General features: G+C 45.7%; 23 protein-coding genes and 2 tRNA genes. All 25 read right to left on the bottom strand.

Annotated elements, in window-relative coordinates; genetic code table 11:
* Positions 1-66 precede the first annotated feature (66 nt).
* The 25 genes from cysK to M1E03_RS21290 all read right to left on the bottom strand — a co-directional run bounded on the left by cysK (position 67) and on the right by M1E03_RS21290 (position 25,087).
* Positions 67-990, bottom strand: coding sequence for a cysteine synthase A (cysK, locus tag M1E03_RS21170; RefSeq protein ID WP_458110597.1), 924 nt, complete (start codon positions 988-990; stop codon positions 67-69).
* Positions 991-1,065: 75 nt separating this feature from the next.
* Entirely contained in the window at positions 1,066-1,956 is an 891-nt protein-coding gene (locus M1E03_RS21175; protein ID WP_026578991.1) for a peptidyl-prolyl cis-trans isomerase, read from the bottom strand.
* Positions 1,957-2,008: 52 nt separating this feature from the next.
* Positions 2,009-2,878 (bottom strand): Hsp33 family molecular chaperone HslO, encoded by an 870-nt coding sequence (hslO, locus tag M1E03_RS21180; RefSeq protein WP_020449824.1) that lies wholly within the window; start codon positions 2,876-2,878, stop codon positions 2,009-2,011.
* 11 nt (positions 2,879-2,889) lie between these two features.
* Positions 2,890-3,666: a type III pantothenate kinase gene (locus tag M1E03_RS21185; protein ID WP_003178242.1), complete on the bottom strand. Its 777-nt coding sequence runs from the start codon at positions 3,664-3,666 to the stop codon at positions 2,890-2,892.
* A gap of 200 nt (positions 3,667-3,866) precedes the next feature.
* Positions 3,867-5,786 carry an ATP-dependent zinc metalloprotease FtsH gene (gene ftsH / locus M1E03_RS21190; protein WP_020449823.1) on the bottom strand — a complete coding sequence of 640 codons (1,920 nt, stop codon included), beginning with the start codon at positions 5,784-5,786 and terminating at the stop codon, positions 3,867-3,869.
* Between the two features lie 96 nt (positions 5,787-5,882).
* Entirely contained in the window at positions 5,883-6,422 is a 540-nt protein-coding gene (gene hpt, locus M1E03_RS21195) for a hypoxanthine phosphoribosyltransferase (protein WP_003178236.1), read from the bottom strand.
* Positions 6,406-7,836: a tRNA lysidine(34) synthetase TilS gene (gene tilS, locus M1E03_RS21200; protein WP_023855974.1), complete on the bottom strand. Its 1,431-nt coding sequence runs from the start codon at positions 7,834-7,836 to the stop codon at positions 6,406-6,408. Before tilS ends, hpt begins: the two co-directional genes overlap by 17 nt.
* A gap of 102 nt (positions 7,837-7,938) precedes the next feature.
* Positions 7,939-8,973, bottom strand: coding sequence for a protein kinase domain-containing protein (locus tag M1E03_RS21205; RefSeq protein ID WP_020449821.1), 1,035 nt, complete (start codon positions 8,971-8,973; stop codon positions 7,939-7,941).
* Positions 8,942-9,679 (bottom strand): vWA domain-containing protein, encoded by a 738-nt coding sequence (locus M1E03_RS21210; RefSeq protein WP_020449820.1) that lies wholly within the window; start codon positions 9,677-9,679, stop codon positions 8,942-8,944. The genes M1E03_RS21205 and M1E03_RS21210 overlap by 32 nt, the downstream gene beginning before the upstream one ends.
* Before the next feature lie 76 nt (positions 9,680-9,755).
* Complete coding sequence (gene spoIIE, locus M1E03_RS21215; protein WP_020449819.1) at positions 9,756-12,245, bottom strand: stage II sporulation protein E; 2,490 nt, start codon at positions 12,243-12,245, stop codon at positions 9,756-9,758.
* Positions 12,246-12,455: 210 nt separating this feature from the next.
* Positions 12,456-12,527, bottom strand: a tRNA-Glu gene (locus M1E03_RS21220).
* Positions 12,528-12,537: 10 nt separating this feature from the next.
* Positions 12,538-12,611 (bottom strand) — tRNA-Met (locus tag M1E03_RS21225).
* A gap of 150 nt (positions 12,612-12,761) precedes the next feature.
* Positions 12,762-13,160 (bottom strand): S1 domain-containing RNA-binding protein, encoded by a 399-nt coding sequence (locus M1E03_RS21230; protein WP_003178226.1) that lies wholly within the window; start codon positions 13,158-13,160, stop codon positions 12,762-12,764.
* A 79-nt stretch (positions 13,161-13,239) separates the two neighbouring features.
* Complete coding sequence (locus M1E03_RS21235; RefSeq protein WP_020449818.1) at positions 13,240-13,617, bottom strand: FtsB family cell division protein; 378 nt, start codon at positions 13,615-13,617, stop codon at positions 13,240-13,242.
* Positions 13,618-13,633: 16 nt separating this feature from the next.
* Positions 13,634-14,260, bottom strand: a complete 627-nt coding sequence (yabQ, locus tag M1E03_RS21240) for a spore cortex biosynthesis protein YabQ (protein ID WP_020449817.1) — start codon at positions 14,258-14,260, stop codon at positions 13,634-13,636.
* Positions 14,257-14,565 carry a sporulation protein YabP gene (yabP, locus tag M1E03_RS21245; RefSeq protein WP_011197470.1) on the bottom strand — a complete coding sequence of 103 codons (309 nt, stop codon included), beginning with the start codon at positions 14,563-14,565 and terminating at the stop codon, positions 14,257-14,259. Before yabP ends, yabQ begins: the two co-directional genes overlap by 4 nt.
* Before the next feature lie 76 nt (positions 14,566-14,641).
* Positions 14,642-14,905, bottom strand: coding sequence for an RNA-binding S4 domain-containing protein (locus M1E03_RS21250; RefSeq protein WP_003178218.1), 264 nt, complete (start codon positions 14,903-14,905; stop codon positions 14,642-14,644).
* Between the two features lie 6 nt (positions 14,906-14,911).
* The gene (gene yabN, locus M1E03_RS21255; protein WP_224146597.1) at positions 14,912-16,381 is read right to left on the bottom strand and encodes a bifunctional methyltransferase/pyrophosphohydrolase YabN; all 1,470 of its coding nucleotides are present in this window, start codon (positions 16,379-16,381) and stop codon (positions 14,912-14,914) included.
* Entirely contained in the window at positions 16,371-17,963 is a 1,593-nt protein-coding gene (locus M1E03_RS21260) for a putative polysaccharide biosynthesis protein (RefSeq protein ID WP_105980624.1), read from the bottom strand. The genes yabN and M1E03_RS21260 overlap by 11 nt, the downstream gene beginning before the upstream one ends.
* Before the next feature lie 224 nt (positions 17,964-18,187).
* Complete coding sequence (gene spoVT / locus M1E03_RS21265; protein WP_020449813.1) at positions 18,188-18,724, bottom strand: stage V sporulation protein T; 537 nt, start codon at positions 18,722-18,724, stop codon at positions 18,188-18,190.
* Positions 18,725-18,861: 137 nt separating this feature from the next.
* The gene (mfd, locus tag M1E03_RS21270; protein WP_025809571.1) at positions 18,862-22,395 is read right to left on the bottom strand and encodes a transcription-repair coupling factor; all 3,534 of its coding nucleotides are present in this window, start codon (positions 22,393-22,395) and stop codon (positions 18,862-18,864) included.
* A gap of 64 nt (positions 22,396-22,459) precedes the next feature.
* Positions 22,460-22,690: an anti-sigma-F factor Fin family protein gene (locus M1E03_RS21275; RefSeq protein ID WP_003178210.1), complete on the bottom strand. Its 231-nt coding sequence runs from the start codon at positions 22,688-22,690 to the stop codon at positions 22,460-22,462.
* 56 nt (positions 22,691-22,746) lie between these two features.
* Entirely contained in the window at positions 22,747-23,313 is a 567-nt protein-coding gene (gene pth, locus M1E03_RS21280; protein WP_025809572.1) for an aminoacyl-tRNA hydrolase, read from the bottom strand.
* 116 nt (positions 23,314-23,429) lie between these two features.
* Positions 23,430-24,056, bottom strand: a complete 627-nt coding sequence (locus tag M1E03_RS21285) for a 50S ribosomal protein L25/general stress protein Ctc (RefSeq protein WP_020449810.1) — start codon at positions 24,054-24,056, stop codon at positions 23,430-23,432.
* 80 nt (positions 24,057-24,136) lie between these two features.
* Entirely contained in the window at positions 24,137-25,087 is a 951-nt protein-coding gene (locus M1E03_RS21290; RefSeq protein WP_020449809.1) for a ribose-phosphate diphosphokinase, read from the bottom strand.
* Positions 25,088-25,102: the final 15 nt, after the last annotated feature.

The following is a 25,102-nucleotide window of genomic DNA, read 5'->3' on the forward strand; positions in this document are numbered from 1 at the left end:
AAGGCTTCGCCCGCGAAAAACAAAAGGCCGCCGACATTGTCGGCAGCCTCCCGTTTCAACTGGAGCCTATTCAAATTGATAAAGAGGCGTGCTTAAGTATCTCTCTCCGTTACTAGGAAGAACAGCGAGAACTTTTTTGCCTTTCCCAAGCTTTTTAGCGACTTGAAGAGCAGCACAGATCGCAGCACCCGAAGAAATTCCTCCGAGAATTCCTTCTTCTCTCGCCGCTTTACGGGCAAATTCAAAGGCTTCTTCGTTTTTCACTGTGATGATTTCATCGTAAATTTCCGTATTCAAGATTTTCGGAACGAATCCCGCTCCGATTCCCTGAATTTTGTGCGGACCTGGTTTTCCTCCGGAAAGAACAGGAGAATCAGTCGGTTCCACCGCGAAAATCTTGATGGACGGATTTTTTTCTTTCAGGACTTCTCCGGCACCTGTTATCGTTCCGCCGGTTCCGATACCTGCAATGAATGCATCTAAACCGTCTCCGAATTGTTCGGCGATTTCTTTTCCCGTTGTGCGGCGGTGAACTTCTGAGTTCGCAGGGTTGTTAAATTGCTGAGGCATAAAATAGCCGTGCTCCTCAGCCAGTTCTTCCGCTTTTTTAATCGCGCCTTTCATTCCTTCAGCACCCGGAGTCAGCACAAGCTCAGCTCCATATGCACGCAGAAGGTTGCGGCGCTCAGAACTCATTGTATCAGGCATAACAAGAATCGCTTTGATGCCCTTCGCTGCAGCGACCATGGCAAGTCCGATTCCCGTATTTCCGCTGGTCGGTTCAATCAGTGTATCTCCTTCTTTCAGAAGGCCTTTCTCTTCAGCATCTTCTATCATGGCAAGCGCAATCCGGTCTTTTACGCTGCTTCCAGGGTTTATATACTCCAGTTTCACATATACTTCAGCACTGTCTTCATCAACTAGTCGATTTAATTTAACGACAGGTGTATTTCCGATTAAGTCATAAACAGAGTTTGCAACGCGAACCATTTGAACACCTCAATTTCCGAGTAATTTTATTGGGATTATATCTAATTTATCAATATCAAAATATTTTGTCAATCTTTATTTTTTATCGTCATAAAACCAAGATACTTTCGCATCTTTCCAAAGTGTCTTCACCGAAGCTTTGTCGCCTAATTGATCCATCGCGATCTGCCTTCTGATTTGATTTTTCACTTCGCTGTAAGTGAAAGCTTGCCCCGGGAGCTTTTCTTTGAGCTGGATGATTGCATAGCCTTGGCTCGTTTTAATCGGTTCATCCACCCATTGATTTTCCTTTAGCTGCTCAGCTTTCTCTAAATATTCGGCCGGAATGTTTTCGTGCTGATCATTGACGAACCCGAGGTCGCCGCCGTAAGGAGACGTATACCGGTCAGTCGAATGTTCAGCCGCGGCCGCTTCAAAGCTGGATCCTTCCTTCAGCTCTTTAAGAACTTGTTCTGCTTCGTCTTTATCTTTGACAACGATATGCTTGAGGCGATAAGAATCATCGAATTTATATAAGTCCTTATTTTTGTTATAGAATGACTTCAATTCGCTGTCAGAAATGACAATATCTTTTGTCAGGAGCTCTTCTAGAAGAATATTATGCTTGATCTGCTCTTTCCATTCTTTTTCTGTTGTGGCTTCGTCTTCGTAGAAGGAATTGTATACAGCTTTAATCAGCAGAAATTCTCTTTCAATGTCTTCATCAGACACTTTGATCTTATTTTTTTCGGCCATTTGGGTAACAACGCGGTCGTTGATCATATCTTCAAGCGTTGATTTTCCATAGCGCTCTTCCATTTCGCTCAGCCATTCTTCACGCGTGATGCCGTTTTTTCCGATATGTGCAATGACTTCTTGAGCGGACGGTGAAGAAGCAGTCTGCGATTTCGTCAAAACATACGCGATCACGATACAGTTGACAAAGATCGCACCTAAAATAATCGGCCAAAGTGTTCTTGATTTCAATATGGTGTCTCCCCTTTCCCCATTGTAAAAGACCCGCTACTGCATAGCGGGCTTATATTTCATCTCGAAGCGCTTCAAGCTCTTCCTTTGTAAACAGATACTTCTCATTGCAAAAATGGCATTGAGCCTCAGCTTGGCCATCTTCATCAATCATCTGTTGAATTTCATCTTTGCCAAGACCGATGATGCCTCCTGAGAAACGCTCTTTTGAACAATTGCATGTAAACCGGACAGGAACGGTTTCCAGTATTTCCGGTTCTTCTCCCAATACCGCAGCCAGCACTTCCTCAGGTGTCAAACCTTTCTGAATCAGCTTTGAAATGGGCTCCACTTGAGAAAGGTTTGTTTCAAGCTTCGTGATTGTTTCATCGTCCGTGCCCGGCAGCAGCTGAAGGATAAATCCGCCTGCAGCTAAAATCGTATTGTCGGGGTTGACGAGCACCCCTACACCCACCGAAGAAGGAACCTGTTCAGAAGATACGAGATAATATGTAAAATCCTCGCCGATTTCTCCGGAAACGATCTCAACCTGGCCTGTAAATAAATCGCGGAGACCGAGATCTTTTACTACGCTTAGTGTGCCGGACGTACCGACGGCTCTTCTGACGTCCAGTTTGCCGTGTTCATTTAAGTCAAAATGAACGTGCGGATTGGACACGTAGCCCCTGACATCTCCTTTTGCATTTCCGTCAGCGACAATCGCGCCGATAGGTCCGCCTCCTTCAATCTTGACGGTAAGCTTGTCTTCGCCTTTCAGCATGGCACCGAGCATGACAGCCGCCGTCATCGTTCTTCCTAAAGCGGCGGAAGCGGTAGGCCATGTGTTATGCCTTCTTTGGGCTTCATGAATCGTTTCTGTTGTATTCGCTGCATATGCTCTCACTTTGCCGTCATATGCGATGGCTTTCACTAAATAATCCATACCTCATCCTCCTATACACTTTCAACACGATTCCGTTCATAAATAAGCTCTAGTCCCTTCAATGTAAGGAACGGGTCAACGATATCGATGCAGTCCGATTCGTCTGCTATCAAGGAAGCAAGACCTCCCGTCGCAATGACTTTCGGATTTTTCTTGGACTGCCATTTCATCCGTTTGACAATGCCTTCAACCTGTCCGACGTAGCCGTAAAGGATTCCGGACTGCATCGCGCTGACCGTACTTTTGCCGACAATATGATCGGGCCGTGCAATTTCAATTCTGGGAAGCTTGGCAGCTCTCGAATAAAGCGCTTCAGTTGAAATCGTGATGCCCGGCGCGATCGCACCGCCCATGTACTCCTTGCGCTCGTTAATATAACAGTACGTCGTAGCGGTTCCAAAATCAACGACAATCAGGGGGCTCCCATAGAGATGAATAGCCGCCACTGCATTTACAATGCGGTCTGCTCCGACTTCTTTCGGATTATCGTATTTTATGTTTAATCCTGTTTTCATTCCCGGACCGACAATCTGAGGCTCGATCTGAAAATATTTAATACACATTCTTTCGAGGGAGAACATGATCGGAGGTACAACTGATGAAATAATAATTCCTTCGATCTGGTCAAACATCAGTCCGACATAATCAAATAAAGAACGAAGAAGCATGCCGAATTCATCTTCCGTTTTATGGCGGCTTGTCTCAATCCGCCAATGATATTCGAGCTCTCCTTCGTGGTAGATGCCAAGGACGGTGTTTGTATTTCCCACATCTATAACAAGCAACATTCTGATCACCACTTTTGACTAGTTTCTCTTACTTGGGCATAAAACATTCTACCATCATACAATACACGATGCCGATTCTGTTTGTAAACGAATCAAATCGTAGTGAACAAAGATTTTCCAAAGAGGTTTTTTAACCATAAAAAAAGAAAACTGCCAAAAGCAGAGCTTGGCAGTTTTCCTGAAGAGGCGGAAATAAGTCGTTATTCTTTCTCATCCTCGTTTTTTTCTTCGTCATCTCGTTTATTGATGTTGACTTTCACATCGTCTGTCTTTTCCTGATCATCCGAATATGTGCGATCAGGAAGTCTTCCGTGCTCAGACAAATGTTTGATTTGCTCAGCGTCGAGCGTTTCAACTTCCAGCAATGTTTGAGCGATCAGCTCAAGTTTGTCGCGATTTTCAGTAAGGATTGTTTTTGCACGTTCATAACATTCCTTAATGAAGCGCTGAATTTCTTTATCGATTTCATACGCAATCGCGTCGCTGTAGTTTTGGTCATTGTTGAAATCGCGTCCCAAGAACACTTGCCCGCCTTGCGATTGTCCGAATTGAAGAGGACCGAGCTTTTCAGACATACCGAATTCAGTTACCATTCGTCTGGCAATGCCTGTAGCGCGCTGGAAGTCGTTATGGGCACCCGTGCTGACCTCACCGAAGATGATCTCTTCAGCTACACGGCCTCCAAGCAAGCCGACGATCTTATCGAGAAGTTCGGGTTTGGTTTGGAAATAACGGTCTTCCTTAGGAAGCATAACGGCGTATCCGCCCGCTTGGCCGCGCGGTACGATCGTTACTTTATGCACCATATCCGCTTCATCCAAGACAAGTCCGATTACAGTGTGTCCCGCCTCGTGATAAGCCACGATATTGCGTTCTTTTTTCGAAATGACCCTGCTTTTCTTTGCAGGTCCGGCGATGACGCGGTCTGTCGCTTCATCGATGTCTCGCATATCGATCTTTTTCTTATCTTGACGCGCTGCTACGAGAGCCGCTTCATTTAAAAGGTTTTCAAGATCTGCACCTGAGAATCCAGGCGTCCGCATCGCGATCGCTTTTAAGTTTACGGATTCATCAAGCGGCTTGTTTCTTGCGTGTACTTGAAGTACAGCTTCACGGCCTTTAACATCTGGGCGGTCAACTGTAATTTGACGGTCAAAACGTCCCGGACGCAGCAATGCAGGGTCTAAAATATCGGCGCGGTTTGTCGCAGCGATAATGATGATTCCTTCATTGGCGCTAAATCCGTCCATTTCAACAAGAAGCTGGTTGAGCGTCTGTTCACGTTCATCGTGCCCTCCGCCAAGACCTGCTCCCCGCTGGCGTCCGACAGCATCAATTTCATCGATGAAAATCAGACACGGTGCATTTTTCTTAGCGTTTTCGAATAAGTCGCGAACACGTGATGCACCAACCCCGACGAACATTTCAACGAAGTCAGAACCGCTGATGCTGAAGAAAGGCACCCCTGCTTCTCCGGCACAAGCTTTCGCCAGCAATGTTTTACCGGTACCCGGAGGTCCGACCAAAAGCACGCCTTTCGGAATCCTTGCTCCGAGTTCAGCGAACTTGCGGGGATCCTTGAGGAAATCAACGACTTCCACAAGCTCTTGCTTTTCTTCATCCGCTCCTGCCACATCTTTGAATTTGACGCGTTTCTTTTCTTCTGTATAGAGCTTCGCCTTGCTTTTTCCAAAGTTCATAACACGGCTTCCGCCGCCTTGAGCCTGATTAAGCAGGAAGAAGAAAAGAATGAAGATAATAACAAAAGGGATGATGGTGGTAAAGAACGTCATCCATCCATTTGCTTCCTGTGCAGGTTCTACTTGTATCTTCGTTTTTTTCACTTGATCAATGATTTGATCTGCCCCTTTTCCTTCAGGAACATGGGTCAGGAAATATTGATCTTTCTCATAGGTCGTCAGCTGTCCCCGAACCTCGTACACGCCCCTGACAGGCTGGATGGAGACATTTTCAACCTTCCCTTTATCTAGGTTTGAAACAAAGTCACTATACGTCATATTTTCTGTTTTCGGATTTGCGGTTTGGAAGTAGCTCACAACTCCGATCACAACTAATAAAATAAGTAAATAAAAAATGGTATTACGGAAGACCCGATTCATTCCTTACCTCCTCCCACAGTAAGCACAACTATGTTCAATAGTATCATAGAAAATCGTTCCAATACAACAGATATCCCTTTCGCTAACAAGCCCGAATCAGCTCTCATAAACCGCAGGTTTCAGCACTCCGATGTACGGAAGGTTACGATAGCGTTCAGCATAATCGAGACCATATCCGACAACGAATGCATCGGGAACTTCAAAGCCGACGTAATCCGCTTTGATATCCGCTTTTCGTCCGCTTGGTTTATCAAGAAGGGTTACGATCTTAATCGATTTTGCTTTGCGGTATCGGAAAAGCTCTACAAGATAACTCAAGGTCAGCCCACTGTCGATGATATCCTCAATAATTAAGATGTCACGGCCCTCTACAGATGTGTCCAAATCCTTAATGATTTTTACCTCTCCGGAAGAAACCGTTGAACTGCCGTAGCTTGATACATCCATGAAATCCATTTCCAAATATGTATCAATATGCTTCAAAAGATCAGCCATAAACGGCATGGCTCCCTTTAACACACCGATTGCCAGCGGAAACTTGCCGCTGTACTCTTCTGTCAGAGTTGCGCCCAGCTCCTTGACTTTCTTTTGGATCTCTTCTTCTGAGATCAAGATATTTTCAATATCCTGTTTCATTCTTTGCTAGCCCCCTACACTTTTCATGCTGTCTATATTGTAATACAATGCGATCATTGTTTGTAACATCAAGTTCCTCAAAAATGGTTTTTTTCAGACCAGGTATCCAAATAATGTTTCCAACCGCGTCTGTTACAATGGGCCAGCTGTCTCTTTTCGCAAGAGGCACTTTTTCATCAATAAATATATCTTTAACCTTTTTTGAGCCGTTCATCCCTTTAAGTTTGATTCGGTCTCCGTTTTGCCTTGTCCGTACATAAAGGGGGAATTGAACCTGCTTGGGACTTGTTGCAAAAACATCGTTTCCTTGCAGCTTCCGGGTTGAACCGGGTCCGCTCACATGAAGGGAGGAGCCGTCGGGAAGCTTCAGTTCTTCTTCGTCTGCCCCGCTTATTTCATAATGATAGGAAACATTTTCACATTGTAAACGCTGAAATGTAAACAAACATGTATGATAAGATTTTGCAACTTTTAGCCCATTCGGAAAATCAAGGGAACCGGATGGTCCACCTTGTGAAATCCAATCCAGAAACACTTGAATATGATGGGCTGAAAACGCTGATGGAACGTTTTCATAAAGATAGTTTAATATTAGATGAACTCCCCTTCTTTGTAAAGGCATAGGGAGCGCAAGAAGCCGATCGATGCTGATTTCGACACCGGAACTTGACTTGCTTGTGATTACTGTATTCATTTTGTCTTTCGTTAATGCCTGTAAGTATAATTCGTCTTCTGTCAGGAATTCACTGACGGATTGAAACCTTTTATGGACATCTTCCGACTCTTTCTTCAGAAAAGGGAGAACATGGTGCCTGAACCGGTTCCTTGTGTAATCATCCTCACTGTTGCTCGGATCGGTTCTATACGGTATTCGATTCTCTTTGCAGTAAGCCAAAAGATCATCCTTTGACAGCCTTAGAAACGGCCTAAGCAGCCAGCCGCTGTCAAAACGGCGCTTTGGCTGAATTCCAGCAAGCCCGAGCCCGACAGTGCCTTTTGCCATCTTCATCAGCATCGTTTCCACCTGATCATCGCCATGATGAGCCAGAACCAGGTATTCAGCCCGGCGCCTTTTCATTAATTCTTGAAAAAACGCATACCGGCATTCTCTCGCAGCAGCCTGTTTATTCAGATTGTTTTCCGCGGCAAATGTCAGGACATCGATTTGCACCGCCTCGCATTGTATGCCTTCCGCCTCGCAGTAGTCCTGAACGAACCGCATATCATGCTCAGACTCTTCGCCTCTGAACATATGATCGACGTGTGCGGCAATCAGCGTCGCCGAGGCAGGAACCGTACGTTGCAGAGCATGCAGCAGCGCCATCGAATCAGGCCCGCCGGAGACGCCTGCAACCAGTGTCGCTCCATCAAATGACAGTTCGTATTTTCTCATGAAATCTTCAATACTTTTCACAATGTCCTCCCACTAAGAGCAGGGTGTATTTCAAAAGATATAAATATCCTAACACTTTCAATCGGTCCCTGCAAAGAAGAGCTATCCGCCAGCAAAGCAGAGCTAAATAAAAAAGAGAACGATATACGCAAAGTAAAGGGCAAGAACGCTTACGACGATCAGCAGCGTTTCAAAAACACCGCCGGATTTAGAACTGTTTCTTTGCTTTCTGCGCCCGCTTCTTAACATTTGCTGCTGAGGCGTCCCCCGCTTATGCCGCGGGCCTTGAGACGGGGCGGATGCCGATGAAGAGCGGGCGGTTCTCGACTGGCGGCTGCTTTGCATTCTGGCCGGCCGTCCGATTGCCAGGAGGTCTCCCTTCATTTCATCAGCTGTTCGATAGCTTCCTTTTAAAGCAGAAGCAAGAACCGGCTTATACCGCTTTAAAAACGGCTGTCCGTCGATGACTGACATAAGCTGTTCCTGAGGTCTTGCTGTCTTTTTAAATTCTTTTTTCACCGCACAGTTCACCATAATCATGGCGACTGAAAACAGATCATACGAAGGCTCAGCCTTACGGGTTCCAAATTCCCAATAGCCTCTGTCAAAAAACTCTGTATATTCCTTGATTGCCCGGCCTTCTTTTGTCGTCCCGCCCACATCAATGCAGCGGATTTGCGGCGGCGGGCCCGTCACGATTAAATTCTCGGGCTTTAAATCTCCAAACACCCATCCTTCGCGATGAATGGCCGACAAACTTGAGAGAAGCTGGCTGATTAGCACCGGTATCCATTCCTCGCCTTTTTCGTTTACATATCTTAAAAGAAGCGGACCTTCAATATATTCCATGACATAAAATGAAAGTTTTTTGCCCGCACCCGCAACCATCATGTCATCCACATCAAAAAAAGAAGGCCCCATTGCTTTTGCCTGGGCCTTTGAGAAAGATTTCAGAACATTCACTTCCGAGGTAATGGACAGGCTGTCATCGCTCACTTTTAATGCAACGCGGCCCTTTCCCGAATCGGCCAGATATACAACGCCATTCGCCCCTTTTCCAAGCTGTCTGATGATCTTGTAGGAATGATTGTTCCACTTTCCAACAACGGCTGCACCCGGCTTTAGACTAGCCGCCAAACTCGTCGAAGTGTTTTTCATCGTCTTCTAACATTCTCCTTCTTGAGCCGATTTTGTTAAAATGCTGAATCGCCTCTCGTATTGCGGGTCCTGTCGGCGTAATGCCGCCGGCTGAAAGCTTGGAAAATATTGAAGAAAGAGATTCAAACTTCGGGGTCCAATCAAGCACAAGCTCGACCTCTTGTTTTTTCCCGGGAAATATAAGCATCGCAAATTCATTTTCGCCGATTCTTGAATTGAGACTGATGGAAAGGTCTATCAATGCTTCTTTAACAGTCGGCAGCTTCGGATTCATGCTCGCGCTTGTATCGACAAGAACCAATACATGAAGATGTACGGTCTCACCGAGCTCATCTACGACTTCCATAACTTCACCGCGTTTATCAGGAGGCAGTTCATCCATTTCGGTATGCTTGCCGAGAATTTGTTTGAGCTCACTATTGACAACGCCTTGAAGGGTTTGCGTCATCGCCTTTTTTGTCACCATTTGAACAGTCTGCGACAGCTGCGACGCGTAAACAACCTGGTGAACTCCCCCGCCTGCGAGGGCGATCCCTTCAACTTCTTTCATCGCCTCCTGATCCATTTCATGCTCGTCCATAATCCCAATCACATTCACGGTAATTCCCTGCTCCTTCGCAAAGGCGGCCATGGCCTGCGGGTCTTCGCCGCGGTTTGAACAGCCGTCCGTCAAAAGCAGGATTTGATTCAAGTGCCCCTTTTTCATCGTTTTTATTCCTCCTGGACAAAGATATCTTGATTTAGTTCCATCATCGCCAGAAGAAATTTGATTTATACGAAGGCTAAGAAATCTCTTGATTCTTTTGGAAAAAAGACGGCGCCGGAATGGAGGCCCACTTTGGCGTATTATGGTCCAGCTTGATAACAATCACCGTCATATCGTCCTCAATCAGACCCGACCTTGTCCGAATCACTTCTTCCATGATCAAGTCGGCGATTTCCTGCGGCTCCTCGGTTTTCAGAGATTTCAATTTACGCTTCATCCACAGATCATGATTTTCAACATGTCTAGGCCCTTCAAAGATTCCGTCGCTCATCATGATCAAAAGGTCTCCCGCTTTTAATTGCTCGCTGACTACATCAACATCGAATTCTGTAATGATGCCGATCGGCAGATTGCTGGCCTGCACTTTGATAATCTGATCGCCTCTTTTAATAAAGCTCGGGGTGGAGCCGATTTTCAAAAACTTGCAGCTCGCATCCTGAAGATCGATGACCGATAAATCCAATGTCGAATATATTTCATCTGTCGTCCTTAATGAAAGAATGCTGTTGATCGTTTTAATCGCCACTTTTTCGTCGATGCCCGACTGAAGAATCTTTTCCAACAGCTTGATCGTCTCATTGCTTTCAAAATGGGCCCTTGCGCCATTTCCCATACCATCGCTGATGGCGGCCGCATATTTGCCGGTGCCGAGCTCCATCATATTGTAGCTGTCGCCGGAGACAAGCCCTCCTCCTTTTGCTGCATGTGCGGCTCCCGTCACCACCCTGTATGACTTCGCCGAACCGAAAGCAACATGACAATATCCATTCGGATGGCCGGCGCACTGTTCCGCTTTGACGATAATTTGTTCTTCCAAAATATCGGACAGCATCGGAGCGATGATTTTTTCACACTCCCCGTGGCCGTTGCAATACGGGATACTCATTTCGATATCGATATTTCCCTGCTCTAGGCTGTAAATTTCGACTTGTTGAATTTCAATGCCGAAATGCTGCAGCGCATCCCGAATTTGTTCTTCTTGAATAAAATGCTGCTCCCTCTCCCTTTTTATTTCCCGAGAAAAGTCCGCCATGACCTGAGAAACCCCGAGCAGCTGCTCTGCGACGAGACGCCTGCTGTCATGCACCTTTTGTTTTAATGTCTGGTTTGCCCTAAAATGAGACAGCTCGTCTTCCATCAGCGCTTCTACTTGCTTTGATTTGGAGCAGTGCTGATGAAACTCCTTTTTCAGCTTGCGGTTTTTAAAATATTGCTTTTCTTCTGTTTCCTGCATAACTCGTTTCATCAAGTCATATGTTTTATCAAAGTTCTGAACCCAGCACTTGTTTTTCTTATAACAGGACTGGCAGGAGTGTTCTGTTACAGTGCTCAAAAACAGATCGATCTCTTTTTCTTTTCCTTCATCATCCGGAACCGAATGATAAAAGGTAGCGAAGCTTTCGGATAATGCGTGAAAAACACTCGAAAACTGATCGACCTTCTGCGCGGTGACATCGCGGATTTTTCTTGCATATTGCTGCTGTTCCTGAGCGTGTTCAGTCGTTCCCGGTATATACTTAGCCACTTTTTTCGTAATCGACTGAGGGGTTAAAAGGAACAGACCGATTGCAATCAGTGATTCATAAAGCGTCGGCACAAGTTCAGCTGAACCTTCTCCGTACAGAGAAATCAATAGAGATCCGATCAATAAGCCGACCGCAGCACCGAACTTTTTTCCTTCTTTTAACAAACCGCCGAGAAGGCCTGAAAAAGCCAGCAGGCTCATCTGATATAAATTGCCGATATTTGAAAGGCTGAGGATCAGCCCGGTCACAACACCGACTGTACAGCCGATGCTCGCGCCCCCGATGAACGCGAAAGCGAGCACGACATAACGGGCCAATATCAGTTCAGCCTGCATGCCTTGAAAAGAAACGCCTGTCAAACCTGTGAGAACAGAAGCGATTAAAATCATAAAACAAATGATCTCTTCAATTTTCAGCGACTGTTTCGCCCGCTTTGATGTAACAATCGGCAGGCTTTGCAAAAAAATCAGTGTGAGGATAAACGATAACCCGGCTTCAACAAAAGCCATAATATAGTGATAACCCGAAACCGTTCCGTATTCGGCATATACAAATCCGCATCTTGTCACAGCCATCGCTAAAAAGACGACGACAGGCAGCGTTCTGACGCGATCTTTTATAATAAGAGACGTCATTTTGGAACATATCGCAAATGCAAACAGAGCCGCAAGCACGAACAGCGAATGCTGAGGCGATATGCTCAGAGCCCCGGCAAGAAGTGCCAGGCATGCAAGAAAAGCTTTATCTTTTTTAATTAAAAGCATCGCTCCGAAAAATGGAAGAGCAAAGGGAATGACCTCTGACAGAATGAAGGCTCGTCCCAATAAAAAACCGATGATCATATAGATCAGCCCTTTATAAAAAAAGAGGGAATATAAATGCTGCATTACAAGCTTCGTCGTGCTGCCAATCCATGAATACAATTTTTGAACAACAGGTCCAGCTATTGGGCTGTTCACTCTTCTTTCCGCTTTTTCCATGCTCTCATCTCCCACTCGTTTATTCGTTGCTTGCCATTATAACGAAAGATGAAATAGGATTTTGTCAAAAGAAGGTAATGAATTCAAAGAACTGTTCGACGCTTTTTGTAGCATGCTTCAATCACTCTTGATAAGTCGAGTCCATTCCCGTTATTTTGCGTATTTTTATGCAGCAAAAAAACCGGCTTCAGAAGAAGCCGGTTTCCGGAATGACCCGTACGGGATTCGAACCCGTGTTACCGCCGTGAAAGGGCGGTGTCTTAACCACTTGACCAACGGGCCTTCATATAAGTAGCGGCGGAGGGGATCGAACCCCCGACCTCACGGGTATGAACCGTACGCTCTAGCCAGCTGAGCTACACCGCCATGTTGTTGATTTCTTTTAACGCACAAGTTCTATAATACAAAGGATTGTCCTATCCGTCAATAGAAATTTTAATAAAAATTTTATAAGACAATAAAAAGGCATCCGTTGGGATAAGACGAATGCCTTTCGTATATATAGAAAGCAGCAAGTTAACCTCTTCTTGCTCCGCGCCCTCCACGTTTTGATTCCGTGTTGCGTTTTAGAGACGATAAGCGATCTTCACTGTCTTTTAAAAACTTATTCATTTTCTGTTCAAACGTTTCTTTAGAGCGGAAATCATTTTTAGGTCTCGCAGGTCTTGATGATTGAGGACGGTCTACAGCCTTTTTGATCGACAAGCCGATTTTCCCATCTTTCTCAACATTGATGACTTTAACTTCTACTTGATCACCAACCTTCAGATGATCATTAATGTCCTTCACGTAGTTATCGGCTACTTCGCTAATATGAACAAGACCTGTTGATCCTCCAGGCAGTTCAACAAACGCTCCGAAATTTGTAATACCTGTTACTTTCCCTTGCAACTTGCTGCCAACTTCAATCGACATAAAAAAAGTGCTCCTCCTTAGACTTAAAAAAGATCATTTGTTTAATTATACATAAAGAAAAAAATAAGTGTCAACAAGGCTACTTGCTCTTATCTTCAAACTTGAAGATGATTTCGCCATCTTTTGAGAGGTAATAATCCTTTCTGGCAAGCTCTGCAACGTAGTCCTCATCCTTTAATTTCACAATCTCATCTTTCAAATCCGATTTTTTTGCTTCCAGTTGTTCCAATTGTTTCAAAAGGTCTTCTTTCTTCTCTTGCTTCGCGCTGATATCCGAAGTCTGCGACCAAAGAGAACTGACAATCACAATCGCCGACAGCAGCACAACGGCGCCGAAAACCATCAACCGTCTGTATAGACCGCGTCTTTTTCTTTTCAGCTGCTGCTGTTTTCGCTCCATCTGCTCTTTGTATTCGTTCTGTATTTGCGATATGTTGCGTCTCATGGGATCATTCATTCCAGACGGCCTCCCCTCATTTTTTTAAAAGTTTTGCCTTAATTGTTATGAATAGTTTCTTCCCCTTTTCGAAAAATCCTGCTCCTTTTTGCAAAAAGCGTCTCAACAATCCCCGAACCGGGGCGGGAAGAAGCCTGCAGCATTGATATAGTATAAAATAGATCGGATATCCTGCAAATTTTAATATCTTATATAAACATACCGCAAAAAAACGAAAAAGAACATAGATATTTCTCATTGTAAAGAGAATGATGGCAAAAATAGCTTGAAACGTCCATACAACAGGCCGAAACACCATCATCTGCATCATCTTTGAGACCAGCCTGGAGATGAATATGAAAAAGGAAATCATCCATTCCAAAAGCTTGATATAGATCTGCTTAAAAAGGCTTTGATAAGCGGCAAATCCAAGCATGACCGCCAGAAAGATATAAATTCGGAATTCCCCTTCATTCACGCTCAGCAAAACATAGAAAAAAAGGAGACCTTGTACCACCCAAAACAAAAAGTCATGGAGAAACAACAGCCACCTTGCTGTTTTCGAGCGGACAACGAAACGGGTGTAGGTGTCAAGGGAAGCGCCAAGCCATGCCCCCATTCCGGCCATGGCCAGCATCGTATAGAACTGAGTGGTCAGCGTCATTTAAACAACTTGCTAAAAAATCCTTTAGCTTTCTCCCCCTGCTGCTCATCCAAATAGACGAGATCAAGCACTCTTCCCTTGATGGAGACAACGCCTTTTTCCACATCGAGATTCTTCATCTGCAGGTTTTCGCCTCTGACTGCCAGCATGCCCATGACCGTCTCAAGTAAGAATTCCTCATTGTCAAAGCTCTCGACCTGTTTGACACCGGATATATCCAGCAGCTTGCGGCCCTTCATCGTCACATTATGTTCAGGACCAGATGCCCCGCCGGAAGGGTTGTGCTGATCATAATATACATTCATCGATTCATCCCCCATATCCTCATACTAAAGATTCGATACTGCATTGTATGAGACGGGGGATTTTTTTAGAACAAGCCTATTCTCCTCCCAGCTTCTCTTCTTTGAGAACGGTATACATATCAGCGGCTTCTTCTTTTTTTGTCGTATCCTTCAATTCATTGACTTTGACGGTTACAAGCTTTTGGCCAAAACGCACCGCAAGCTCGTCTCCCGCTTTGACAACAGAGCTTGCTTTCGCCTGCTGGCCATTGATCGAAATTCTTCCCTGGTCAGCCACTTCTTTTGCAAGCGTCCGTCTTTTAATCAGCCTTGATACTTTGAGAAATTTGTCGAGTCTCATCACTTGTCAGCTCCTTTCAATGTCTTTCGCTTCATTCCACAATTCGTCCATTTCTTCAAGCGTCATAATTTCCAGATCCTTGCCCATGCGCTTTGCAGATTGTTCAATATGTGTGAACCTTCTGTAAAACTTGGCATTTGTCATCGCCAGGGCTTCTTCCGGTTCAATTTTATAAAACCGGCCGATGTTGACGAGAGCGAATAAAAGGTCGCCGAACTCTTCTTTCATTTTTTTGCTGGACTGTTCGGCTTCGGAAATTTCTGAAGAAAATTCTTTCATTTCCTCGTGAACTTTATCCCAAATATCCTGGACATTCGACCAGTCGAATCCGGTCTTTGCCGCCTTTTTCTGAAGCTTGTTCGCTTTTGACAAAGCAGGCAGCGGCTTTGGAATGTCGTCGAGAAGGGATGGATCGTCCGCTTGTTTCTCCTGTTTCTTGATCTCTTCCCAGTTTACCATGACGTCGGCCTCATCACGAACAGATACTTCTCCGAAGACATGCGGATGCCTTCTGATCATTTTTGCCGTAATGCCGCGAATCACATCGTCAATTGTAAAAAGACCGTCATCCTCGCCGATCTGCGCATGCAGCAGAACTTGGAGCATCACATCGCCGAGCTCCTCAACAAGGTGGTCGGGATCTTCTTCATCAATCGCCTCGAGCACCTCATAGCATTCTTCAATTAAGTATTTTTTGAGCGATTCATGGGTTTGTTTCCGATCCCACGGGCAGCCGTCCGGTCCGCGCAGCTTCCTGATGACGCTGCGGAACATCGAAAATTCCTTGTACAGAACCTCCTCGTCTTTGACCGGCGGAACGTAGACGCTCGTTAAATTATTGATACCGACACTTCTGTCCAATTCGTAAAGAGGCACTGTCCGAATGTCTTGCATACTGCTTCCGGCCGCTGTGACAATGACGACTTCATAGTCATCAGGGAGCTTTTCCATCAACGTCAGTTTGACCTCTGATGCCGTCATTTGATCATATACCTGGCAAATAATCAAATGATGACGGAGCTCGACTTCGTCAGCGGAAAACCGGACGGCGTCGACAAACTGAAACCCGTCAATCGGATCGATCTGCAAAGCATTTAATGTCGCATCAATAAAGCTGTGGCCTCCCTCGACAACGACATCGGCCTGATGAGCGCCCCGCCTCTCAAGCAAAAGCTGAACCGTTTTTTCAGCGACGAACGGATGGCCCGGAACGGCATAGAGCACATCGCGCTGCTTCGCCTCCTCAAACAGCCGCTCTACGATCTCCTCGTAAACATCTTCGAATTGATCATGCTTTTCATAGACCTCATCAAAAAAATGAATCTCAGCTATTTCTTTTTTCAGGTCTTCTATTAACGGATGGTCTTTCGTCCTGACATAAAGAACCTCCGCTTGTGTGAGCCGTTTATATACACCGAGGGTTAATTGATTCATATCGCCTGCCCCCAGGCCGACTACCGTGATTTTACCGGCCATGCCTGCCGCCCCTTTCTCGTTTTAATGTCAGGAGCTTGCTGCCAAAAGGTACAAGCTCAAGTTCTTTTTCTGAAAACACGCGTAATGTGAAGATACCGGACAAAAAGACAATGCCGCCGACGAATACGGCGCTAAGACTTTCCGCAGTCGCGATCCATCTGTTTTCATGAGGTATGGCCGCTTCAAAAGCAAAAAGCCACACCGCCAGAGCGGCCGACATGATCACAGCCGACAGCAAAACTCCCGCTATCCTGTATTCCGGCAGCTTGATCCAGCCTTTCCTTTTCAGCTGAAAAAAATTGAGTCCAGCGACAGTAGCGAATGACATCATAGTCGCAAAAGCGGCGCCGGAAATGCCGAAACCGGGGATCAGGAGCTCGTTCAATACGGCTTTCACAAAAAAGCCGCAGCAGACGGAAACAGCTGGAAGACATGTATTGCCGAGTCCTTGCAAAACAGCAGTCATCGTGATCGCCAACGATGCAAACAGAATCGACACGCTGAAAATCTGCAGCGCAGCCGTTCCATCGCTGTTCTTAAACAGCATGACATTCACCGGCTCCAAAATGCATATCAGACCGGCGGCTGCTCCAGTGCCGATGACGAAGCTCATTTTTAGCGAATAACGGATCTTTTCCTCCAGAACCGCCGTTTCTCCATTTTTCTTCGCTTTTGTAAGGGACGGGACAAGAGCTGTCGCAATGCTCGCAGCAAAAACGGTTCCAAGCTGCAAAAGCGGCTGTCCTCTGTCATACACCCCTTTTGTATGTTTCGCCTGAAGTTCGTCCATTCCTTGTCCGGCCAGCAATGAATACAAGTTCATTGCGTCGACGAGCTGGATGAGAATCAGCATGAGGCCGGCCGTGCAAATCGTAACCGAGTACAGACACAGCTGTTTCAAAATATCGCCTGTACCGGCCTCTATCCCGGCGGCAGCGGGTTGCTTTTCACGCTTGGCCCAAAACACGGCGAGAATGAAAAACGCCGCAAGGCCGCCGACAAGGGAGCCAAAGGCAGCCCCTGCCCCGGCGTCATATAAGGAAAAGCCGTTTTTGACGAGCCACCACGTCAAAATGAGGATCGCCCCGACCCGGAGTGTCTGCTCTCCAATTTGAGAAAGTGCCGTCGGAAGCATCCGTTCGCCTCCTTGAAAATAGCCTCTAAGCAAAGACACGAGCGGCAGCAGCAAATAAGAAAACGACACGGCGCGGATCACCCCGGCAAGGGCGGGATCACCCATAAACCCTGCGATGGCTTCGGCTCCGGCAAACAAGAGAAGAAAAAAGCCAAGGCCCACGACCGACAAAAAAAACATAGACACCCGGAGAATTTTTGCCCGGTTTGCCGTCCCGTAATCATTCAACAACTTTGAAATGATGACCGGGAACCCGGAGGTGGCAAGCATCACAGATATTCCGATCATCGGATACACCTGCTGAAAAATATAAAAACCGACATCTCCAACTATATTTTGAAAAGGCACTCTATATACAGCGCTTAATATCTTTGATAATATCCCCGCCAATGATAAAACAAAGGCGCCTTGCCAAATCCATTGTCTTTGGCCTTTTAAAAACCCCATTCCTTTAAGCTCCTTCCAATGCGCTTTCTCTCAGCTTTCTAAAAAGCGCACGAAACGTGCTTATTATACCATATTCAAGACTCATACCCCGCCTGCAACTGTGAACTAAAAAAGAACAGCCCAAAAGGTGCTGTTCCAACTGCTGATGCTGATTCAAGCTGAGAAAAACGCTTTCGGCATTCCAGCTCGTTCGAGCAGGAATGTCAAAATAAAAGGAATGAGACCTATTGTTCCATTTGACGGGCCAAAAAACCAGCGGCGGTTTCAACCGCTTTATGTTCCACTTCTCCGATTGACTGGTCTTTCGAAAAAATGACAACCGCTCCGATCGGATCGCCGTTTGCAACAATCGGACCGACGGTATAAGAAGCAACCTCTTCGTCAATACCATCAATAAGCTGAATTGTCTTGGCGTCTCCTTCCAAAACAGAATTTCGCTGATCCATCGCCTTTTCGACCATGTCGCTGATCGATTTGTTTAAATAGTCTTTTTTAGACCCCCCGGATACTGCGATATACACATCCCGGTCGCAAATCAGCACGGAATGGCCCATGCTGTCATAAAGCGCATCAGCATACTCCTTTGCAAAGTCGCCGAGCTCGCTGATCGGAGAATATTTTTTTAAAATAACCTCCCCATCCCGGTCCACAAATATTTCCAAAGGGTCTCCTTCACGAATGCGCAAAGTTCTGCGGATTTCCTTCGGGATCACGACCCGGCCTAAATCATCAATTCGACGTACGATACCAGTTGCTTTCATCTCTGCTGCCTCTCTTTCATTTGATGATATATCTGGTGGATATAAACAGAGCTGTGTACTTATGTAACACTCTCCACTCTTGATTGGTTTTAGTATCCTTCACATCAAATGTAATATACGCGAGAAACAACAAATTTTTATGATGAAGCGATCGTTTGCTTTTTAACGTTTTGAAGGCCTTTCAATATTTCGAGAAGCGTTTCCAGCCACTCTTCCGGATTTCGGTTTTTCACTTGAATCGAAATTTTCAATTTCTTTCCTTCCATCCCGAGGCCGATCTGTCTGCCGTACTTACTGCCGAGTTCAAACAGTTTTTGGCCGTCTATTTCGGCACTAGCTTTTTCGTCAATCGTCAGTCTGACGGCGTCTTTATCCTGCTTGATCAGCTCGACGCGTTCGGTGATGGCATATACCTTCGCCTCTGCGATGGCGAATAAATATTCGACTTCTTTCGGGTATTCGCCGAAGCGGTCGATCATCTCGTCTTGAAGCTCGCTCTTTTCTTCAATGGTTGAAATCGCTCTGAACCGTTTATACATATCTATTTTTTGCTTGCCGTCTGTCACATAAGTCTGCGGAATATATGCGTCAAGCTCCAAATCGATTTCCGGTTCAAATTTTTCAGCTTGCGGTACATCTCCCTTGCGAGCTTCTATTGCTTCCTTGAGCATTTGCGAATATAAATCAAAACCGACAGAATCAATGAACCCGTGCTGCTGCGCACCTAAAAGGTTTCCGGCGCCGCGGATCGTTAAATCGCGCATCGCGATTTTAAATCCTGACCCGAGTTCTGTAAATTCTTTAATCGCCTGAAGCCTTTTTTCGGCCACTTCCGTAAGGACTTTGTCCTTCCGGTACGTAAAGTAAGCGTAAGCTACACGGTTTGAGCGCCCGACACGGCCCCTCAGCTGGTACAGCTGGGAAAGCCCCATCTTATCTGCGTCAAATACAATTAGGGTATTGACGTTTGGAATATCAACGCCCGTTTCAATAATCGTTGTGCTGACGAGCACATCCGATTCTCCCTCTAAGAAATTCAGCATGACCGATTCGAGTTCGTTTTCTGTCATCTTCCCATGGGCATACGTCACCTTGGCATCAGGCACAAGCATCGAGATTTCTTCCGCTTTTCTTTCAATATCCTCCACCCGGTTGTACAAGAAGTAAACCTGACCGCCCCTGGCCAGCTCGCGTTCTATCGCTTCTCTGACTAGGGCCCCGTTGTATTCGACAACGTACGTCTGTACAGGGAAGCGGTTTTCCGGAGGCGTTTCAATGACTGACAAATCTCTGACACCGAGCATGGACATATGAAGGGTTCGAGGTATCGGAGTTGCCGTTAACGTCAAAACGTCGACATTCGCTTTAATGCGTTTAATTTTTTCCTTGTGCGTGACACCAAACCTTTGTTCTTCATCGATGATAAGCAGTCCAAGATCTTTGTACACGACATCCTTGGACAACAGCCTGTGAGTGCCGATTACGATGTCAATCGTTCCGTTTTTTAAGCCCTTGATCGTTTCATTTGCTTCTTTTCTCGTCCGGAACCGGCTGAGCAAACCGATATTAATCGGGTAGTCCTGGAAACGTTCCAATATCGTTTCATAGTGCTGCTGTGCGAGGATCGTAGTCGGCACGAGGATCGCGACCTGTTTTCCGTCTGCAATCGCTTTAAAGGCGGCGCGGATCGCCACTTCCGTTTTACCGTAGCCCACATCGCCGCAAAGGAGCCGATCCATCGGTCTTTCTTTTTCCATGTCTCTTTTAATCTCATGGATCGATCTCAGCTGGTCCTCTGTCTCCTGATAAGGAAATGCGGCTTCAAACTCACGCTGCATTTCATGGTCGGGAGAAAACGCGTAACCTTTGCTTGCTTCCCTTTCGGCATAAAGCTTGATCAAGTCATCGGCGATATCCTGGACAGAGCTTTCAACCTTTTTCTTAACCCGTTTCCATTCGCTTCCCCCGAGTTTATAAAGCTTCGGCTCTTTGCCTTCGGAACCGACGTATTTTTGCACCTGATCAATTTGGTCAACCGGTACGTAAAGCTTGTCGCTTCCCTGGTAGTGAATATTCAGGTAATCCTTATGAATGCCGTTGATCTCCAGCGTTTCAATCCCTAAATACTTTCCGATACCGTGGTTCACATGGACGACATAATCGCCGATCTGAAGCTCCGAGTAGCTTTTGATCCGTTCGGCATTGGTCAGTTTTTGTTTGCGCGCCTGCTTTTTGACACGCTTTTTAAACAGTTCTTCTTCGGTAATGACGGCCAGCTTGATCATCGGAAGTTCAAAGCCGGATTGAAGACCGCCTTCCATAATGTAAATCTGGCCTTGGGCAAGCGCTGCATCCTGGTCGGCCTGGGCGGCTTCGATCTCATAATCGGACAATACAGACGCAAGTTTTTCGACGCGTTCTTTGCTGTCCCCTAGAAAAACCGTTGTATATTTCGATTTCTTAAACCGTTCAATCTCATTTTTGAGCACATTCATTTGTCCGTGAAAGCTCTGCATTTGCTTGCTTGAAACATTGACGATGTTTTGCGGACTGGTGTGCTGCACATGCCTTAAAAACAGCGAGTAATACAAAATCGGGCGGGACTGTTTTGAAATGAGGCTGTGAAAAGGAAATGACATTGCTGTATCATGAAGGATTTTCCCTTCTTCCAGCAGGCTCGTAATCCATTCTGCCTCTTCCTTTTGAAGCTGGTCTTCCATTTCATGAATACGGCTGATCTCATCTAGTATCAGCAAAGTATTTTTTGGGAAATAATCTAGTAAACTAGCAGGCCTCTCATAGAAATAAGAAAGGTATTTAACCATTTCCTGGCCGATATGACCTTCCTTGAGCCGCTCTTTATCTTCCGCGATATTTTGATCGAGAATTTCCTTTTGTTTATCAAGCTTCAGCTTTTTAAGACTGTTGGCAAGACCTTTATCGATTTGTTCAAGCGCTCTTTGCCGATCTTCATCCCGCACGATCAGTTCCTTCGCAGGGCCGATCGTTACTTCATCGCGCGTTTCCAGTGAGCGCTGATCATCCGTATTGAATATACGAATCGAGTCAACTTCTGTATCAAACAATTCAATCCGGACAGGGTTTTCTTCGGTCAATGAATAGACATCGATAATCCCCCCGCGAATACTGAATTCGCCTGGAGCCGCCACCATATCCGTACGCTCATACCCCATTTGAACAAGCTTCTGAAGCAGCTGTTCCGGGTCGATGTCGCGCCCCGTCTCAATGCGAATCTGACTGTTTTGCCATACTTCGACAGGGGGCAGCATTCTTCTGACGGCTGCTGCCGGAGCAATAACGATAGGCGTTTCACCGCTTGCAAGCCGATTTAAGACATCAAGCCTTTGCGAGCGCAGCTCAGGGCTTGCCACCGCAATTTCAGAAGAAATCAATTCGTTGACAGGATATAAAAGGACAGGCTGATCTTTTATGAGCCCTGTCAAGTCATCTGTAATTTTTTGAGCCTGATAAAGGTTATGCGTAATTAAAAATACCGGCCGTCTCGTTTCTTTTGTAAGAGCGGCTGTAAATAACGACCGGGCAGATCCGGAGAGCCCCGCAAGCAGCTGTTCCTTCAGCCCTTCGTTCAAGCCGTTGACGATGGATTTAAAATCATCGCTTTTTGTGATATAGGATTGAATATTGTTCAAATGAGCCCCTCCTCTCTTCCTCAAATAGAAAAATGCTTTGGTCTAGTCTCTACACCAAAGCTATTTATTGAATAAACGAATGATATTGGTGATAATCCGGGTTTCGCTCAAGCGCTTCTTGACAATCTTCACATATCGTCTTCACGTGTAAATCCCCATTATCCATATAAGAAATCATATCGTTTCTTTCATCGTTTGTTAAGTGGTTAAAGCCTAACTGTTCACTGTTTACATAAGAATGATCAAGACTTCCGACTTTAACGCCGCAATGCCGGCAATAATAATGTAAAGCCATAAAGGAACCTCCATACCGAGTCTTTTTAAAACTAGTATGTTCCGTTCCCTTCTGCCTTATACCTTGGCATTAAATTCATTCATGACTTCTAAAAAAGGTTTTTCCAGAGAAGCTTCACAGGCCTTGGCCGATTGTCTGACGGCCTCTTGTATCGCCGGCTCTTCTTCATCTGTAAAAGCGCCAAGCACATAATCGACGATTTTCATGCCGTTGACCGGACGGCCGATTCCGATTCTGATCCGGTTAAACTCAGTTGTTCCCAGATGCTGAATCATCGATTTGATGCCGTTATGGCCTCCTGCGCTTCCTTTCGTCCTCAGACGGATTCTTCCGGTCGGAAGATCCAAGTCATCGTAAATCACTTTCAAATTGTCAACAGGGATCTCATAATAGTCCAAAAGCGGCCTCAAACATTCTCCCGATAAATTCATATATGTAAGCGGCTTAACAAGTAGAACCTTTTTGCCGGAAACAAATCCGATTCCGTATTGACCGTTGAACTTTGTTTTATCAAGCGGAATGTTCCACTCTTTTGAAAGCTCGTCGATCGTCATAAATCCTACATTATGTCTCGTATTTTCATATGTTTTACCCGGATTGCCCAATCCTGCAAACACAAGCATTATTCTATATCCTCCCTTAAGCAAAACCCTGCCTCAGCATACTGAGGGGGAGCATCCTAATTTCCCCTCATTCTAGCACAAAAGACGTAACCGCGGGAGGATTACGTCTTACGTACTTATTCTTCTTTTTCCTCTTCAGTGCCTTTTTCTGGTTCCTCAACGTCTTGAGCGGCTGATTCGGCTTCCGTTTCTTCCTGCTTTTGAGGAGGAAGAATGGATGCAACAACTTCATCAGGCTCATGGTTGTATGAATAATCGCCTTTAGACGGAATATCGCCGACGGTTAGAACATCGTTGACTTCGAGACTGGAAATATCGACCTCGATCGTTTGCGGAATGTTCTTCGGCTTCGCTGTGACAGACAGCTCGTAAAGCGGCTGCTGAAGAACACCGCCCTGTTTAATCCCCTCTGCTTCACCCGTAAGGTTTACAGGAACCGTCGCCTCCATTTCCGCTTCCATATCAACCACTTTAAAATCGGCATGTACAATTGAATCTTTTAATGGATCCGTCTGCAGCTCAGTCACCATAACAGAGTGCTGGTCTCCGTTTATATCCAAGTTGATAATCGTATTTTTGCCCTCAGCTCGCAAAATTTTTAAAAGCTCAATACTGTCTAACGCAACGGATTTGTTTTCCAGGTTTCTTCCGTAAATGACACCCGGCACATACCCGGATTGCCGGATCTTTCTTAAAGAAGACCGTCTGGAATCCGTTCTTTCTTCCGCTTTTAAAATTGCCATGTTCAGCACCATCCTATCGTTAGATTGGTCTTTCTAAAACCATACCCATAACGACAAAACTTTAAACCAGAATCAGCAAATTAATCGAACAGGAAGCTGACAGATTGTTTTTCATGCACACGAATAATCGCTTCTGCCAGAAGCGGTGCAACAGAAAGCTGCTTGAACTTCGCGATTTTCTTTTCTTCAGGAAGCTCAATGCTGTTGGTCACAACGAGCTCTTTAATTTTCGAATTGTCGATTCTTTCGATCGCCGGACCGGAAAGAACCGGATGTGTACAGCATGCATACACTTCCTCTGCGCCGCTTTCGACGAGCGCATTAGCCGCAAGCGTAATCGTTCCTGCCGTATCAATAATATCATCAATTAAAATGGCTGTTTTCCCTTCAATATGTCCGATGATATTCATAACCTCGGCTACATTCGGCTTAGGTCGGCGTTTATCGATAATCGCAATCGGCGCTTTCAAGCGGTCCGCCAATTTGCGGGCACGCGTCACACCGCCGTGGTCAGGGGACACGATCACGACATCCTTGAAATTTTTCTCTTCAAAATAATTACCTAAAATCGGAACACCCATTAAATGATCGATCGGTATATCAAAGAAACCTTGGATTTGCGGCGCGTGAAGATCAAGTGCAATCACACGGGTAGCTCCGGCGGTTTCCAGCAGGTTTGCCACCAGTTTGGCTGTGATCGGCTCACGGGAACGGGCTTTACGGTCCTGACGGGCATAGCCGTAGTAAGGCATCACGATATTAATCGTTTTCGCCGATGCGCGTTTCAGCGCATCCACCATAATCAAAAGCTCCATAATATGCTCGTTCACGGGTGCGCTTGTCGATTGGATGACATAGCAGTCGCAGCCGCGGATGCTTTCTTCAATATTAATTTGAACCTCACCGTCGCTAAAGCGTTTAACAGAACTCTTTCCTAGCTCAACTCCGACGATATCTGCGATTTCCTTCGCAAGACCCGGATTTGAGTTTAAAGAAAAAATCTTCAAATTGTCGTCTTCATATTTAGACATGGTAAACCTCCGATT

This window comes from Bacillus sp. PK6-013 (assembly GCF_054161445.1).